The organism is Brachymonas sp. KE5 (assembly GCF_057773645.1).
This window is the reverse complement of record NZ_CM173463.1, coordinates 2,210,078-2,225,540: the sequence shown is the minus strand read 5'-3', so window position 1 is coordinate 2,225,540 and position 15,463 is coordinate 2,210,078. Positions and strand designations below refer to the sequence as shown.

11 protein-coding genes and 2 pseudogenes are annotated in these 15,463 nt (G+C 64.5%); 5 read left to right on the top strand and 8 right to left on the bottom strand.

The window, feature by feature from the left end:
• Window positions 1-126: 126 nt before the first annotated feature.
• Window positions 127-1,554: a solute carrier family 23 protein gene (locus ACX36O_RS10520; protein ID WP_488359750.1), complete on the top strand. Its 1,428-nt coding sequence runs from the start codon at window positions 127-129 to the stop codon at window positions 1,552-1,554.
• 91 nt (window positions 1,555-1,645) lie between these two features.
• Here ACX36O_RS10520 and ACX36O_RS10515 read toward each other — a convergent pair whose 3' ends face one another.
• Together ACX36O_RS10515 and ilvD are read right to left on the bottom strand one after the other, a co-directional pair.
• Window positions 1,646-2,545 (bottom strand): DMT family transporter, encoded by a 900-nt coding sequence (locus ACX36O_RS10515; RefSeq protein WP_488359749.1) that lies wholly within the window; start codon window positions 2,543-2,545, stop codon window positions 1,646-1,648.
• 67 nt (window positions 2,546-2,612) lie between these two features.
• Window positions 2,613-4,478, bottom strand: a complete 1,866-nt coding sequence (ilvD, locus tag ACX36O_RS10510) for a dihydroxy-acid dehydratase (RefSeq protein ID WP_213361436.1) — start codon at window positions 4,476-4,478, stop codon at window positions 2,613-2,615.
• 214 nt (window positions 4,479-4,692) lie between these two features.
• Between ilvD and ACX36O_RS10505 the strand changes: the two genes are divergently transcribed.
• The gene (locus ACX36O_RS10505; protein WP_371686977.1) at window positions 4,693-6,033 is read left to right on the top strand and encodes an acetyl-CoA hydrolase/transferase family protein; all 1,341 of its coding nucleotides are present in this window, start codon (window positions 4,693-4,695) and stop codon (window positions 6,031-6,033) included.
• Between the two features lie 172 nt (window positions 6,034-6,205).
• Window positions 6,206-7,501, top strand: coding sequence for an acetyl-CoA hydrolase/transferase family protein (locus ACX36O_RS10500; protein WP_213361432.1), 1,296 nt, complete (start codon window positions 6,206-6,208; stop codon window positions 7,499-7,501).
• A gap of 114 nt (window positions 7,502-7,615) precedes the next feature.
• On the opposite strand, the gene ACX36O_RS10495 is transcribed toward ACX36O_RS10500, so the two are convergent.
• Window positions 7,616-7,891 (bottom strand): hypothetical protein, encoded by a 276-nt coding sequence (locus ACX36O_RS10495; RefSeq protein ID WP_213362831.1) that lies wholly within the window; start codon window positions 7,889-7,891, stop codon window positions 7,616-7,618.
• On the opposite strand from ACX36O_RS10495, the gene ACX36O_RS10490 reads away from it, so the two are divergent.
• The gene (locus ACX36O_RS10490) at window positions 7,779-8,633 is read left to right on the top strand and encodes an EamA family transporter (RefSeq protein ID WP_213362721.1); all 855 of its coding nucleotides are present in this window, start codon (window positions 7,779-7,781) and stop codon (window positions 8,631-8,633) included. The two genes, ACX36O_RS10495 and ACX36O_RS10490, sit on opposite strands and share 113 nt — an antisense overlap.
• Before the next feature lie 21 nt (window positions 8,634-8,654).
• Here the strand turns inward: ACX36O_RS10490 and ACX36O_RS10485 are convergent.
• Window positions 8,655-9,761: pseudogene (locus ACX36O_RS10485) on the bottom strand (enoyl-CoA hydratase-related protein); the annotation flags it as partial.
• A gap of 84 nt (window positions 9,762-9,845) precedes the next feature.
• Window positions 9,846-11,882, bottom strand: a pseudogene (locus ACX36O_RS10480) (oxidoreductase); the annotation flags it as partial.
• Between the two features lie 105 nt (window positions 11,883-11,987).
• Between ACX36O_RS10480 and ACX36O_RS10475 the strand changes: the two are divergent.
• Window positions 11,988-12,539 carry a PadR family transcriptional regulator gene (locus ACX36O_RS10475; protein WP_488359748.1) on the top strand — a complete coding sequence of 184 codons (552 nt, stop codon included), beginning with the start codon at window positions 11,988-11,990 and terminating at the stop codon, window positions 12,537-12,539.
• Window positions 12,540-12,650: 111 nt separating this feature from the next.
• Here the strand turns inward: ACX36O_RS10475 and groL are convergent, their stop codons facing one another.
• From groL to ACX36O_RS10460, 3 genes are all read right to left on the bottom strand, one after another.
• The gene (gene groL, locus ACX36O_RS10470) at window positions 12,651-14,288 is read right to left on the bottom strand and encodes a chaperonin GroEL (RefSeq protein WP_213361428.1); all 1,638 of its coding nucleotides are present in this window, start codon (window positions 14,286-14,288) and stop codon (window positions 12,651-12,653) included.
• 49 nt (window positions 14,289-14,337) lie between these two features.
• On the bottom strand, window positions 14,338-14,628 hold the full coding sequence (groES, locus tag ACX36O_RS10465; RefSeq protein WP_213361427.1) for a co-chaperone GroES: 291 nt from the start codon (window positions 14,626-14,628) through the stop codon (window positions 14,338-14,340).
• A 182-nt stretch (window positions 14,629-14,810) separates the two neighbouring features.
• The gene (locus ACX36O_RS10460; protein ID WP_488359747.1) at window positions 14,811-15,428 is read right to left on the bottom strand and encodes a C40 family peptidase; all 618 of its coding nucleotides are present in this window, start codon (window positions 15,426-15,428) and stop codon (window positions 14,811-14,813) included.
• Window positions 15,429-15,463: the final 35 nt, after the last annotated feature.

The following is a 15,463-nucleotide window of genomic DNA, read 5'->3' as shown; positions in this document are numbered from 1 at the left end:
TGGTATCTTGCGACAGATCGATGACAAATCCATGGCAATACCGCACTAGGGTAAACCCTATAAGTGTTTTTGCTGAGTCATTGGTATAAACCCTGTGTTTGTCACTCTGTTAACAATTAGATACCCATGGCCATTCAACGAGAATACGGCACCGAACACCCGTTCTGGAAAGCCGGCCCCTTCAAGATCCGATTGCCCTTCATCCACTACCGCTGGGAATTCCCCGAAATGGTGCAGGGCCTGTTCATGTTTGTCGTCAGTCTCGGCATGATTCCGCTGCTGATGAAGTACCTGGCCATGCCGTACGAGGCGGCATTGGCCTTCTGTGTGGTGGCCGGTGTCGGCTACCTGCTGCCGGCCCTGATGGGCGTGCCGCTGGTGCCGGGCTGGATCACGCCGGCAATTCCGGTCGTGCTGCTCTACCTGCAGAACTTCGAGCCCGGCCCGGAGGCCGTGCGCGCCATGTTCGCACTGCAGCTCGAAGTGTTCATCATCTTCCTGGTGCTGGGCCTGACCGGCCTGGGCAACAAGCTGGTGACGCTGATTCCGAACTCGCTCAAGTCCGGCATCATCATCGGTGCCGGTATCGCCGCCATGATGGGTGAGCTGAAGACCGGCGGCCGCATCGACGCCACCCCGATCTCCCTGTTGATCGGCTCCATCGTGTCGGCCTATATCCTGTTCTCGCTGTCGTTCAAGCACATCGTCGAAACCAACCGTTTCGCCAAGATGATCTCGAACTTCGGCATGATCCCGGGCATGCTGATCGCCATGGGCATCGGCTGGGCGGTGAGCGAGTACCCGCTGCCCGACATCGAGTGGGGCATCACCGAGCCGAACTTCGCGCTGATGATGAACTACCTCGTCTACAACACCGGCATGCCCAGCGCCGACATGTTCCTGCTGGCCATTCCCACCGCCATCATCGCCTACGTGATCGCCTTCGGTGACATCCTGGTCGGCTTTGCCCTGTGCAAGCGCGTGGACCACCTTCGCCAGGACGAGAAGATCGAACTGGACGTGACCCGCGTGCACATCGTGACCGCGCTGCGCAACGGCCTGCATGCCCTGCTGGCTCCGTGGCCGGGTCTGGCCGGCCCGCTGTGGACGGCGGCACACGCCACCGTGGCCGAGCGCTACGCCCTGGGCCGCAAGGCGATGGACTCCATCTATTCCGGTGGCGGTACCTTCTGGATCACCGGCCTGCTGGCCATCTTCGTGCTGCCGCTGGTGTCGGTGTTCAAGCCCGTGCTGCCGATTGCCCTGTCGCTGACGCTGGTGCTGACGGCCTACATCTGCATCATGGTGGGCATGGAAGAACTGAAGAACTCCGCCGAGCGCGGCGTGGCCGGTATCGTGGCCGTGACGCTGGCCATGCCCGATGCCAAGGCCACCGTGTACGCCGTGGTGATCGGCCTGACGCTGTACTGGCTGATCGAGCGCCCGAACGCGGCGCAGCGCAGCAAGCGCGACCTGAGCATCATTGCCGACGACACTGCTTCCATCGAGGCCGGTGACGAGCACGGTCAGGCATTGAAGAAGCCCAACAGCTGATACTGACTGACTGCCTCCGGCATTCCTGCAAGGCCCACTTCGGTGGGCCTTGTCTTTTCTGCAATCGCCCTGGAAGGTCGCAGCCAGCTTGTCAGGGGCGTGCCGCTTTCTGCCCCGGATGCGACACCACCAGCCACAGGGCCAGGCCGATCATGCCGCCTCCCGCCAGATGCGCCCAGGACACCTGCTCGCCCAGGAAGAGGACGCCCCAGAGGACGCCGAAAGCGGGTACCAGAAAGGTGACAGTGAGGGAGCGTACCGGGCCGATATTCTCCATCAGGCGGAAGAAGAGGATGTAGGCCCAGGCGGTGCAGAGCAGGCCCAGCGCGGCCAGTGCCAGCCAGAGTGACGGGTTGCCCCAGCTCGGCGGTGGCGCGAGCGTGGCGGAAGCCGCAAAGAACGGCAGCAACAGCAGGGTGGCCCCGAACTGGCTGCCCGTGGCTACCAGTTTTGGGTTGAGGCCACCGCGCTCGTGAATCCAGCGCTGGGTGAGAAAGCCCGAAATCCCGTAGCAGCTGGTTGCGACCAGGCAGGCCAGTGCCCCCAGCAGTTCCGGCCAGCCCATGGCAACCGGCCCCACCGCAGTCAGCAGGATGACGCCGGCCAGGCCCACGGTCACCCCGATCAGCTTGCGCGCCGTGGCAGCTTCATGGAAGAACAGGGCGCCGATGAGCACGCCCATGAGCGGTGCGGTGGCATTGAAGATGGCCGAATACCCGGCCGGCAGCAGGCGTGCCGCCAGGGTGTACATCAGGAAGGGAACGCCCGAGTTGATGGCGCCCAGCAGCAGCGTCTGGCGCAGCTTGCCCTGGAAGTCCCAGCGCGTGCGCAAGGCCAGCAGGATCACGATGAGTCCGAGCGAGGCAAACAGCACCCGGAAGAACGCGGTAGGGATGGCGCCGATGACCGGCGCCACCATGCGCATGAACAGGAAGCTGAATCCCCAGATGGCGCCCAGCAGGAGCAGCCGCGCGTAGTCGGATGGGCGCATCGTCAGGTTTTGAAGGGAGCTGCAGGCGGCACTCCGCCGCCTGCAGGTTCATGGGTTTGAGCGTTGCTCAGCGCTCCACTTGCGACACGTCACGCACCGCACCGGTATCGGCGCTGGTCGTCATCGCGGCGTATGCACGCAGCGCGGCGGACACCGTGCGGTCGCGGTTGACCGGCTTCCAGGCCTGCTTGCCGCGGGCTTCCATGGCGGCGCGGCGCTGGGCCAGCACCTCGTCGCTCACGGCCAGGTGGATGCGGCGGTTCGGGATGTCGATCTCGATGGTGTCGCCTTCTTCCACCAGGCCGATGGTGCCGCCCTCGGCCGCTTCGGGCGAGGCGTGGCCGATGGACAGGCCCGAGGTGCCGCCGGAGAAGCGGCCGTCGGTGAGCAGCGCGCAGGCCTTGCCCAGGTGCTTGGACTTGAGGTAGCTGGTGGGGTAGAGCATTTCCTGCATGCCCGGGCCGCCCTTGGGGCCTTCGTAGCGGATCACCACCACGTCGCCGGCCACCACCTGGTCGCCCAGGATGGCTTCGACCGCAGCGTCCTGGCTCTCGAACACGCGGGCGCGGCCGTTGAATTTCCAGATGCTTTCATCGACACCGGCAGTCTTGACCACGCAGCCACGCTCGGCCAGGTTGCCGAACAGTACGGCCAGGCCGCCTTCCAGCGAGTAGGCGTGTTCCTTGTCGCGGATGCAGCCTTCGGCGCGGTCCACATCCAGTTTGGGATAGACGCGGCTCTGGCTGAAGGCCTGCGTGGTGCGGATGCCGCCCGGCGCCGCCACAAAGCGCTGGTGCGCCGCGCTGCCTTCGGCGGTCTGCATCACGTCCCACTGCTGCAGGGCATCCTTCAGTGTGGGCGCGTGCACCGTGCTGACACCGGTCTGCATCAAGCCGGCGCGGTCCAGTTCGCCCAGGATGGCCATCACGCCACCCGCGCGGTGCACATCTTCCATATGGTACTTCTGCGTGGCCGGTGCCACCTTGCACAGGCATGGCACGACGCGGCTCAGGCGGTCGACATCGGCCATCTTGAAGTCCACGCCGGCTTCGCTGGCGGCGGCCAGCAGGTGCAGGATGGTGTTGGTGGAGCCGCCCATGGCGATGTCCAGGCTCATGGCGTTTTCGAATGCGGCCTTGGTGGCGATGCTGCGCGGCAGCACGCTGGCGTCATCCTGCTCGTAATAGCGGCGCGCCAGTTCCACGGCAACGCGGCCGGCTTCGAGGAACAACTCTTTGCGCTGCGCATGGGTGGCCACCAGCGAGCCGTTGCCGGGCAGCGACAGGCCCAGCGCCTCGGTCAGGCAGTTCATGGAGTTGGCGGTGAACATGCCGGAGCAGGAGCCGCAGGTGGGACAGGCGCTGCGCTCGACCTGGGCCACGGTCTCGTCGGAGACGCTGCTGTCGCCGGCCTCGATCATGGCGTCGATCAGATCCAGCTTGCGTTCGACCTTGTTGCCGTCGGCAATGGCGATAACCTTGCCGGCTTCCATGGGGCCGCCGGAGACGAAGATGGTCGGGATGTTCAGGCGCATGGCGGCCATCAGCATGCCGGGGGTGATCTTGTCGCAGTTGCTGATGCAGACCAGCGCGTCGGCGCAATGTGCGTTGACCATGTATTCCACGCTGTCGGCGATCAGGTCGCGGCTGGGCAGGCTGTACAGCATGCCGCTGTGGCCCATGGCAATGCCGTCGTCGATGGCGATGGTGTTGAATTCCTTGGCGATGCCGCCGGCCGCCTCGATTTCGCGTGCCACCAACTGGCCCAGGTCGTGCAGGTGCACGTGGCCGGGAACGAACTGGGTGAAGGAGTTGGCGATGGCGATGATCGGCTTGCCGAAGTCGGCGTCGGTCATGCCGGTGGCGCGCCACAGGGCGCGGGCGCCGGCCATGTTGCGGCCATGCGTGGAAGTCTTGGAACGGTAGGCGGGCACGGGGAATTCCTTGTGAGGTGATGCCGGACATGCAGTGTCCACGGCATCTTGCGATTATGCCAAATCGACCGGGGGAGCCAGTGTGTGGGGGCGTCCCGTGCCCGGGGCATGACCACCCCGGGATTCATGGTGTGCCGGTGCGGCTTTGCTGGCGAATTCCCCTATTGACAATGGTAAAATCCTACTAGTTGTAATGGAGGGGTTGACCATGGGAATGAACGAGCAAAATCTGTATCAACAAAAGCATGTCTCCGCCGAAGTGGCGGCCGCCGTGGTGAAGTCGGGCGACACGGTATTTGTCGGCGAGTTCGCGCAGAACGTCGAGGCATTCGACGCGGCGCTGGCCGCACGCTGCAGCGAACTGCAGGATGTGAACCTGATCACCACCACGCGCCTGAAGCCGCTGGCCTGCGTCGAGGCTGATCCGGCCCGCGAATCCTTCATCTGGAACGACTGGCACTTCTCCGGTCTGGGCCGCAAGTACGCCGAGCGCGGCCTGGCAAGCTACATTCCCTTCTCCTACCACCAGGGCCCGAAGGCAGTGCGCCTGTACGAGAGCCCGGACGTGGCGGTGGCCCAGGTCACTCCCATGGATGCCAACGGTTTCTTCAACTTCTCGACCAGCTGCTCGATGACGCCGGATTATCTGCGCAAGGCGAAGAAGGCGATTCTGGAAGTCAACACCACGGTGCCGCGCTGCCTGGGTGGCCGTGACGAGGGCATCCACATTTCCGAAATCGACATGGTGATCGAGGGCCCCAACACGCCGCTGGTGCAGCTGCCCGAAACCCAGGCCAGCGAGGCCGACATGGGCATCGCCAAGCACGTGATGCAGCTGCTCGAGGACGGTGCCACCATCCAGTTGGGCATTGGCGCGCTGCCCAATATCGTGGGCTCCATGATCGCGCACAGCGACCTGAAGGACCTGGGCGTGCACACCGAGATGCTGGCCGACTCCTATGTCGACATGTACGAGGCCGGCCGCATCACCGGCAAGAACAAGGGTATTGACCAGGGCAAGATGGTGTACACCTTTGCCATGGGTTCGCAGAAGCTGTACGACTTCCTCGACAACAACCCGGCAGCCGCCATCTACCCGGTGGACTACACCAACGATCCCTGCGTGATCGGCCGCAACCCGAAGGTGTTCGCGATCAACAATGCCATCGAGGTGGACCTGTTCACGCAGGTGTCGAGCGAGTCTTCCGGTACGCGCCAGATTTCCGGCACCGGTGGCCAGCTCGACTTCATTCTGGGCGCCTTCAACTCGGAAGGTGGCAAGGGCCTGATCTGCATCGGCTCCACCTACAAGCAGAAGGACGGCACCATGGCTTCGCGCATCGTGCCCACACTGTCGCCCGGCTCCATCGTGACCTGCCCGCGTTCGCTGGTGCACTACGTGGTGACCGAGTTCGGCTACGCCCAGATGAAGGGCAAGTCGACCTGGCAGCGTGCCGAAGCGCTGATCAACATCGCGCATCCGGACTTCCGTGACCAGCTGATCAAGGATGCTGCGGCCATGGGCATCTGGCGCCGTTCCAACAAGCTCGCCTGACGCGGCTTTTTCCCCCGGACAGCCACGCGCGTACGCCTTGTGTACGCGCGTGGTTTTTTGTATGAGCGTTACCCTTTCAGGGCTACTGAATTCGCCCGTCACCAGGATTGCATAGTAGGATAGCAGGCTAGGATAATCCCTGATCTAGCACGTACGAAACACAGGAGCAAGAATGTCTTTCCAGACTCAATACCAAGAAAAACGCATGTCTGCCGCCGATGCCGTGGGCTTGGTGCACAACGGAAACACGGTGGTGGTGCCTACTGGCGTGGGCGAGCCTCCGGCCCTGATGACGGCCCTTTCCGAGCAGCGCCGCAACTTCCGCGACGTGAAGGTGTCGCAGATCCTGCCGGTGCGCAAGTTCGACTATTTCGATCCGGAAACCGCCGAGAACGTGCGTCCCGTGGCCTACTTCCTGAGCGGCCACACGCGCAACGCGGTGGACGGCGGCTGGGGGGACTACATCCCCAACTATTTCTCCGAAATGCCCATGCTGTACGAGAACAACCAGATGCCCGCCGACGTGGTGTTTGCGCTGGTCTCTCCCATGGACAACCACGGCTACTTCTCCGTCAGCCTGGGCACCGACTACACCATGGCTGCCATCAGGAAGGCGCGTGCGGTGGTGTTTGAAGTGAACCCCAACGTGCCGTTCTCCTATGGCAACTGCCATGTGCACATTTCCGACGTGACCGCCATCGTCGAGGACGAGACTCCGGTCAGCACCGTAGGCCTGCCCACCATCGGCCCGGTGCAGGAAGCCATCGGCAAGTACGTGGCCGACATGATTCCGGACGGTGCCACGCTGCAGATCGGCTACGGTGCCATTCCCGATGCCGTGGTGATGCAGCTCACGCACAAGAAGGATCTGGGCGTGCACACCGAGATGATCGGTGACGGCATCATGACGCTGGTGGAAGCTGGCGTGGTAACCAACCGCAAAAAGAACTACCTGCCGGGCAAGATGCTGGCCACCTTCGCGCTGGGTTCGGACAAGCTGTACAAGTTCATGGATCGCAACCCGATGATGGAAATGCATCCGGTGGACTTCACCAACGATCCGTATCTGGCCGGCCAGAACGACGACCTGATCTCCATCAACGCCACCATGGCGATCGACTTTGCCGGCCAGTGCGGCTCCGAATCCCAGGGCTGGCGCGCCTACTCCGGCACGGGCGGCCAGGCCGACTTCGTGCGTGCGGCCAACCGTTCCAGGGGCGGCAAGTCCTTCATCGTGACGCCGTCTACTGCCAAGAACGACACCATTTCCCGCATCACTCCCACGCTGGCGAACGGTACCTTCGTGACCACCAGCAAGAACGATGTGAACTACGTGGTGACCGAGTATGGCGTGGCCCAGCTGCGCGGCAAGACCGCACGCGAGCGCGTGAAGGCGCTGATCGCCATCGCGCATCCCAAGTTCCGCGACGAACTACTGGAAGAAGCGAAGAAGATGAAGCTGGCCTGATCGGGGCCCGCAGGACACCGCCTGCTTGATTCCGGTCACCTGGCGGCGCAGCAAAGATGCAGGCAGATGCGGCACGTTGTGCGCATCTGCCTTTATTTTTGGCTCAACAGCTGCTCAACACGCGGCATTTACCGGCAACGCGCAAATGGCGCTGAAAAACGATTTTTTCGTCAGAAAGGCGGTTTCGGGGCAGGTTGTTTTGATAATGCCGGGCAGGCGTCGCGCATCCGGAATGCCCCGGATGCGCGGCAGATGATTTCGGGGGATTTCCATGTCACTGGCAACTGGATTGATGTTTCTGGGCACGAGCGTGGTGTGCAGCGTGTCCGTGGGGGTCTTGCTGAAGGCCGGGCGCAGCAGGGGGCTGGATGCACGCCAGGCCATCTTCATGAACTATGTGGTGGCGTCCACGCTCTGCGTCGTGCTGCTCAGGCCGGATCTGGGCAAGCTGATGAGTCCGGGCCAGCCGGTGGGGATCTTTCTGGCGCTCGGTGTGCTGCTGCCGACGATTTTCCTGGCGCTGGCCAGGTCGGTGCATGCCGCGGGCATCGTGCGGACCGATGCGGCGCAGCGCCTGTCGCTCATCATTCCGCTGCTGTCGGCCTTTCTCATCTTTGGCGAGCAGCTCACCGAACAGAAAATGCTGGGCGTGGGGCTGGCGTTTGCGGCGCTCCTGTGTCTGCTGTGGAAGCCCTCCAAAGGCGGGGCGGGCAAGGGCGGCACCTGGTTGTGGCCGTTGGTGGTGCTGTTCGGCTATGGCGTGATCGACGTGCTGTTCAAGCAGATGGCCAAGGCGGGCGCGGCCTTCTCGGGTGGACTGCTGGCGGCCTTTGTACTGGCCGGCGTGCTGATGCTGCTGTACCTGGCAGCGAACAAGACGCGCTGGGGCCTGGGGCACCTGCTGACCGGCATTCTGCTGGGCGCACTCAATTTCGCCAACATCTACACCTACATCCGCGCGCACCAGAGCCTGCCGGGCAATCCGGCGCTGGTGTTCTCGGCGATGAACATGGGCGTGATCGTGCTGGGCACGCTGGTGGGGGCCATGGCCTTTCGCGAGCCGCTCAGCAAGCTGAACCTGCTGGGCGTACTGCTGGCGCTGGGCGCCATCGTCGTGATGATGCCGCGCTGAAGCGCCCCGCCAGCGTCAGGCTCAGCCCAGCGCCTTGAGCGCCGTGTCGACCTGGGCCAGCAGTTCCTCGGTGATCAGGCCCCCTGAAAACTTGGCCACGGTCACCAGCGGCATGCCCTTGGCCATAGCCAGTTGCGGGTGCTGGGCAAAGCCGGGCAGGTGTTGCTCGAGCACGGCCTGGGCCTGGGCATTGGCCAGCAGTTCCTTGACGAGCGACTGGACCGAAAGGCCGGGGCCAGTCTGAGCGGCCGGGGCAGCCGCCTTGGCGGTTGCTGCGGGTTGGGCCGTGGCACTTGCGCCGGCTTGCGCCTGTGTTGCCGCGGCCGGCGCAGCGTTCTGCAGCGGGACGATGCTCTTCAGCGGCGCGAATTCCCCGTCCCGCTTGCCTTGCCAGGCGGTAATTGCCTCGGCCATTTCGGCGGGATCGAAGCAGGCGCTCTGCAGCACCGCCATGTGGTGCAGCGCTTCTGCCGTGCCGTGATCGCGGGCGTAGGTGATGGCGGCCTTGCTGCCGGCCACGGCCATGGGGGACTTGGCGGCGATGTTCTGTGCCAGCGTCAGCGCGTGGTGGATCAGTTCGGCGGTGTCGGGCAGCACGGCGTTGACCAGGCCGGCGCTCAGGGCGCGTCCGGCGGGCAGGCGCTCGCTGGTGTAGGCCATCTGGCGCACCACGCCTTCGGGAATGATCTTGGGCAGGCGTTGCAGCACGCCCAGGTCGGCCACCATGCCGATCTGCGTTTCCTGCAGGGCGAAGAAGGCATCCGCGGTACAGACGCGGATGTCGCAGGCGGCGACCAGATCCAGACCGGCGCCGATGCAGCCGCCCTGCACGGCCGCGATGACCGGAAAGCGCACCTGTTCGAGCGCAGTGAAGCAGTCCATGAGCTGCTCCAGCATGTGCTGGAAGCGCTGCCGCTCGCGAGGCGTGTTGACTGCAAAGGCGTGCCCCTCACTGCTGGCAAAGGTCTCCAGTGACATGCCGGCGCAGAAGTGCTTGCCAGTGGAACTGATCACCATCGCGCGCACCTGGCCTTCGGCGTCCAGCGCACGCACCGCATCGCGCAGCGCCGGATAGAACGGCAGGCTCATGGCGTTGAGGCGGTCCGGGCGGTTGAATTGCAGGTGTGCCACCGCGTTCTGGACGCTCAGGGTAAAGAAGTCGTTGGTCTGGGTCGTGGGCATGGTCGGATCGGTAAACGGGGTTGCGGTTTCGAGGGAGGCAGCCAGTTCGGTGCCTTGCTTGATGGCGCGCTTGGCGTCGAGTTCGGCGGCCACGTCGGCGCCGCCGATCAGGTGCACGCGCTGGCCGACGGCGAGGCAGGCTGCCAGCAGTTCGCGCTGCGGTTCCTGGCCGGCGCAGATCACCACGTTGTCTACCTCCAGCAGCTGCGGCTGGCCGTCGACCGTGATGTGCAGGCCGGCATCGTCGATGCGCTCGTAGCTGGCACCGGCCACCATCTTCACGTGGCGGCTCTTGAGCGAGGCGCGGTGGATCCAGCCGGTGGTCTTGCCGAGGCCGTCGCCGACCTTGCTGGTCTTGCGCTGCAGCAGCCAGATCTGGCGGGGAGAGGCGGGGGGATGCGGCTCGGCGATTCCGCCGGCCCGGGCGTAGCTGGTATCCACCCCCCATTCGGCATAGAAGGGCGCGGCGGGTACGCTGGCCGCGTCTGCGGCGTGTGCGCCGCCATGGGCCAGGTATTCGCTCACATCAAAGCCGATGCCACCCGCGCCGATCACCGCCACCCGCTGTCCGACGGGCTTGCCATCGCGCAGCACGTCCAGATAGCTCAGTACCTTGGGATGATCGATGCCGGGAATGTCCGGCTTGCGCGGATGAATGCCGGTGGCCAGTACCACGTCGTCGAAGCCATGCAGCTCGGCGGCGCTCACGCGGGTGTTCAGACGCAGATGCACGCCGGTCTGGGCCACGCGGCGGCCGAAGTAGCGCAGGGTTTCGTGGAACTCCTCCTTGCCCGGCACCTTCTTGGCGATGTTGAACTGGCCGCCGATTTCGGCAGCCGCATCGAACAGGGTGACCTGGTGGCCGCGCTCGGCCGCGGTGGTGGCAAAGGCCAGCCCGGCCGGGCCGGCGCCGACCACGGCAACGCGCCGGAGGGAGGCAGCCGGCTCGACCTTGAGCAGCGTCTCGTGGCAGGCACGCGGGTTGACGAGGCAGGAGGTGACCTTACCGGCGAAGGTGTGATCCAGGCAGGCCTGGTTGCAGCCGATGCAGGTGTTGATGTCGGCGGCGCGGCTGGCACGCGCCTTCTGCACGAATTGCGCATCGGCCAGGAAGGGGCGCGCCATCGACACCATGTTGCACACCCCGTCGGCCAGCAACTGTTCGGCCAGTTCCGGCGTGTTGATGCGGTTGGTGGCCACCAGCGGCACCTTGACATGGCCCATGAGCTTCTGCGTCACCCAGGCAAAGGCCCCGCGCGGCACGCTGGTGGCGATGGTGGGGATGCGGGCCTCGTGCCAGCCAATGCCGGTGTTGATGATGGTGGCGCCCGCGGCCTCGACGGCCTGCGCCAGCTGGATCACTTCTTCCAGCGTGGAGCCGCCTTCCACCAGATCCAGCATGGACAGGCGGTAGATGATGATGAAATTGGGGCCCACGCGCTCGCGCACGCGGCGCACGATCTCCACCGGGAAGCGGATGCGGTTGGCGTAGCTGCCGCCCCATTCGTCGGTGCGCTGGTTGGTGCGCAGGGCGATGAATTCGTTGATGAGGTAGCCCTCGCTGCCCATGATCTCCACGCCGTCGTAACCGGCGTGCTGCGCCAGTGCGGCGCAGCGGACGAAGTCGGCGATGGTCTGCTCCACCTCGTCGCCGGTGAGCGCGTGCGGCGTGAAAGGCGTGATCGGGCTCTTGAGCGCGCTGGGCGCGACCATGTCCGGATGGTAGGCATAGCGGCCGAAATGCAGGATCTGCATGGCAATCTTGCCGCCTTCGGCATGCACGGCCCGGGTGACGATGCGGTGCTGCTCCGCCTCTTCCTCGGTGGTGAGCATGGCGCCGCCCGGCATGGGGCGGGCGCGCTCGTTGGGGGCGATGCCACCGGTGACGATCAGGCCTGCCTCGCCGCGCGCGCGTTCGGCGTAGAACGCGGCCATGCGCTCGAAACCGTTGTCGACTTCTTCCAGCCCGACGTGCATGGAGCCCATCAGCACGCGGTTGCGCAGGGTGGTAAAGCCCAGGTCGAGCGGGGCGAGCAGGTGGGGATAGTGCGGGGCAGGGCTTTGCATGAGGTCTCGGTCCAGTGTCAGATGCGGATGGGTCGATTATGCAACTGGTTGCATAAAGAATGCATCGGGTTATCCCGAGGAGGGCGCGGCGGTACACTGGGCCCCATGTCGCTTCCACACGCATTGCTCACGGCCTTGCTGGAACGGCCCGCATCGGGGTCGGATCTGGCTTCGCGTTTCGACCGTTCCATCGGTCATTTCTGGCACGCATCCCATCAGCAGATCTACCGGGAACTGGCGCGGCTGGAAGAGGCCGGCTGGATCGAATCCCTGCCCGAGGAGCCGACGCGCGGGCGCAAGCGCGCCTACCGCATCCTGCCGGCCGGCCGCGAGGCCCTGCGGGACTGGCTGAGGCTGCCCGAGGAGCCCACGGTGCTGCGCGATGCCCTGCTGGTGCGCCTGCGTGCCGAAGCCATCGTGGGCCCGACCGGGCTGGAAGACGAAATCCGCCGGCATCTGGCCCTGCATCAGGACAAGCTGGCGCAGTACCGGGAGATCGAAGCGCGGGACTTTCCGGGTGGGGCGCCGGCAGAGCGTGGCGCCGCGCTGCAGCATGTGGTACTGCGGGGGGGAATCCGCTACGAGAACCAGTGGGTGGAACTGCTCACGGATGCGCTGGAGGTGCTGGCCCGCCCTGTGCCGGAAAGCGCCGGGTAGCAGCCACACGCCGTGAAACGGCCAACAAAAAACCCGCAGGGCTTGCGCTCTGCGGGTTTCGTTTGACAGGGAAGGCAAGGCCCAGGACCTTGCCGGAGCCTGTGCGGCTGATTACATCATGCCGCCCATGCCACCCATGCCGCCCATGTCAGGCATGGCCGGTGCATCTTCCTTCGGCATTTCTGCAACCATGCACTCGGTGGTCAGCATAAGGCTGGCCACGGATGCAGCGTTCTGCAGGGCGGTACGGGTCACCTTGGTGGGATCCAGGATACCCATCTCGATCATGTCGCCGTAGGTGTGGTTGGCAGCGTTGAAGCCGAAATTGCCTTCGCCTTCCAGCACCTTGTTCACCACCACGCTCGGCTCGTCGCCGGCGTTGGCCACGATTTCGCGCAGCGGAGCCTCGATGGCCTTGAACACCAGCTTGACGCCGGAATCCTGGTCGTGGTTGTCAGTCTGGACGGTACCCACGGCAGCGCGGGCGCGCAGCAGAGCCACGCCACCACCGGCCACGATGCCTTCTTCCACGGCAGCGCGGGTAGCGTGCAGGGCGTCTTCCACGCGGGCCTTCTTCTCCTTCATCTCGACTTCGGTGGCAGCGCCAACCTTGATCACGGCCACGCCGCCAGCCAGCTTGGCCACGCGTTCCTGCAGCTTCTCGCGGTCGTAGTCGGAGGTAGCTTCCTCGATCTGGATGCGGATCTGCTTGACGCGTGCCTCAATGTCGGCAGCAGCGCCGGCGCCGTCGATGATGGTGGTGTTTTCCTTGCCCACTTCGATCGTCTTGGCCTGGCCCAGGTCGGCCAGCGTGACTTTCTCCAGAGACAGGCCCACTTCCTCGGCGATCACCTTGCCGCCGGTCAGGATGGCGATGTCTTCCAGCATGGCCTTGCGACGGTCGCCGAAGCCCGGAGCCTTGACGGCCACGACCTTCAGGATGCCGCGGATGGTGTTGACCACCAGGGTCGCCAGTGCTTCGCCATCGACATCTTCAGCGATGATCAGCAGCGGACGGCCGGCCTTGGCCACGGCTTCCAGCACGGGCAGCAGGTCGCGGATGTTGCTGATCTTCTTGTCGAACAGCAGCACGAAGGGGTTCTCGAGGTTGGCAACCTGCTTCTCGGGGTTGTTGATGAAGTAGGGAGACAGGTAGCCGCGGTCGAACTGCATGCCCTCGACGACGTCCAGCTCGTTCTGCAGGGACTTGCCGTCTTCCACGGTGATCACGCCTTCCTTGCCGACCTTGTCCATGGCGTCAGCGATGATCTGGCCGATGGATTCGTCGGAGTTGGCGGAGATGGAACCGACCTGGGCGATTTCCTTGGAGGTGGTGGTGGGCTTGGAAGCGGCCTTGAGCTGCTCGACCAGAGCGGCGACAGCCTTGTCGATGCCGCGCTTGAGGTCCATCGGGTTCATGCCGGCGGCCACGTACTTCATGCCTTCGCGCACGATGGCCTGGGCCAGCACGGTAGCGGTGGTGGTGCCGTCACCGGCGTTGTCAGAGGTCTTGGAAGCGACTTCCTTGACCATCTGGGCGCCCATGTTCATCAGCTTGTCCTTCAGCTCGATTTCCTTGGCCACGGACACGCCGTCCTTGGTCACGGTGGGAGCGCCGAAGGAACGCTCGAGCACCACGTTGCGGCCTTTCGGGCCCAGGGTGGTCTTGACTGCGTTGGCCAGGATGTTCACGCCTTCGACCATGCGGGCGCGGGCGTCAGAGCCGAAAACTACGTCTTTAGCTGCCATTTTTCAAAATCTCCAGATATTCAGTGTTGCGTTGTGCGGGGGAAGGGGATTACTGCTCGACCACGGCGAACAGGTCGTCTTCCTTCATCACCAGCAGTTCTTCGCCGTTGACCTTGACGGACTGGCCGCTGTACTTGCCGAACAGCACGCGGTCGCCCACTTTCACGTTCAGGGCCATTTGCTCGCCCTTGTCGTTGCGTTTGCCGGGACCGACAGCCAGCACTTCGCCCTGGTCGGGCTTCTCGGTGGCTGCATCGGGAATCACGATGCCGGAGGCAGTCTTGGTTTCGTTTTCCAGACGCTTGACGATCACGCGATCGTGCAGGGGACGCAGGTTCATGGAATCTCCTTGGAAGATAAAATGGATAAGCGCAAAAAAATCGGAGGTGCCAGGCAAGAGCGCTGGCGCCCGTGCGCGTCGGGCTGTTAGCACTCGACCGCGACGAGTGCTAATGATAAGGGTGTTGGCGCGGGTTTCAAGGGGGGCTGTTACAAATTCGTGTTTGCCAGCCCCTGCCGGCCCTACAGGAAAACGGTACGCCCGCCATCGAAGCGCGGGGCAAAGTAGCTGCTGTCGATGCGGTCGGTGCGCACCACGCCGCCGCTGGAGGGGGCATGGATGAACTGGCGGTTGCCGATGTAGATGCCCATGTGCGAGAACGAGGCTCCCGACGTATTGAAGAACACCAGGTCGCCGCGCTGCAGCTGGCCGACGTCGCGCGGCAGGCTGGCGCGTGCCCATTGGGCCGTGCTGCGCGGCAGGGCGCGGCCGGCAAAGCCGCTGAAGACGTATTGCACCAGGCCGCTGCAGTCAAAGCCACCTTCGAGCGTGTTGCCTCCATAGCTGTAGGGCACGTTCACGGCCAGCATGGCGCGGGCCACGGCCTCTTCGCGCAGGGTGGCGTCGATCTGCACGGGATTGACCACGGCCAGTTCCGGCGTGCTGGTGCGCAGAGCGCCCGTGCCGCCAGTTCCGGTTCGGCGGCGCTGGCTGGTACGGGTGCTGCTTGGCGCCGAACCGCAGCCGGCCAGCAGACTGGCGCCCGCAAGCAGCGCCAGGCTGCAACTCAGCATGGCGCGTCGCGGGATGGCGCTGGCCGCAGTGGACGGAAAAGGTGAAGCAGGTTTGCAGCTAGTCATTGCAACTCCTGATTTTATATACGGTTCGTGTTTTA

Bases quoted from the DNA above. Each gene is read 5' to 3' on its own strand.
- ACX36O_RS10500 (WP_213361432.1), top strand. From the start codon at position 6,206: ATGTCTTTCCAGACTCAATACCAAGAAAAACGCATGTCTGCCGCCGAT.
- ACX36O_RS10495 (WP_213362831.1), bottom strand. From the start codon at position 7,891: ATGAAGATGGCCTGGCGTGCATCCAGCCCCCTGCTGCGCCCGGCCTTC.
- ACX36O_RS10460 (WP_488359747.1), bottom strand. From the start codon at position 15,428: ATGACTAGCTGCAAACCTGCTTCACCTTTTCCGTCCACTGCGGCCAGC.
- ACX36O_RS10505 (WP_371686977.1), top strand. From the start codon at position 4,693: ATGAACGAGCAAAATCTGTATCAACAAAAGCATGTCTCCGCCGAAGTG.
- ACX36O_RS10520 (WP_488359750.1), top strand. From the start codon at position 127: ATGGCCATTCAACGAGAATACGGCACCGAACACCCGTTCTGGAAAGCC.
- ACX36O_RS10475 (WP_488359748.1), top strand. From the start codon at position 11,988: ATGTCGCTTCCACACGCATTGCTCACGGCCTTGCTGGAACGGCCCGCA.
- groES (WP_213361427.1), bottom strand. From the start codon at position 14,628: ATGAACCTGCGTCCCCTGCACGATCGCGTGATCGTCAAGCGTCTGGAA.
- ACX36O_RS10515 (WP_488359749.1), bottom strand. From the start codon at position 2,545: ATGCGCCCATCCGACTACGCGCGGCTGCTCCTGCTGGGCGCCATCTGG.
- groL (WP_213361428.1), bottom strand. From the start codon at position 14,288: ATGGCAGCTAAAGACGTAGTTTTCGGCTCTGACGCCCGCGCCCGCATG.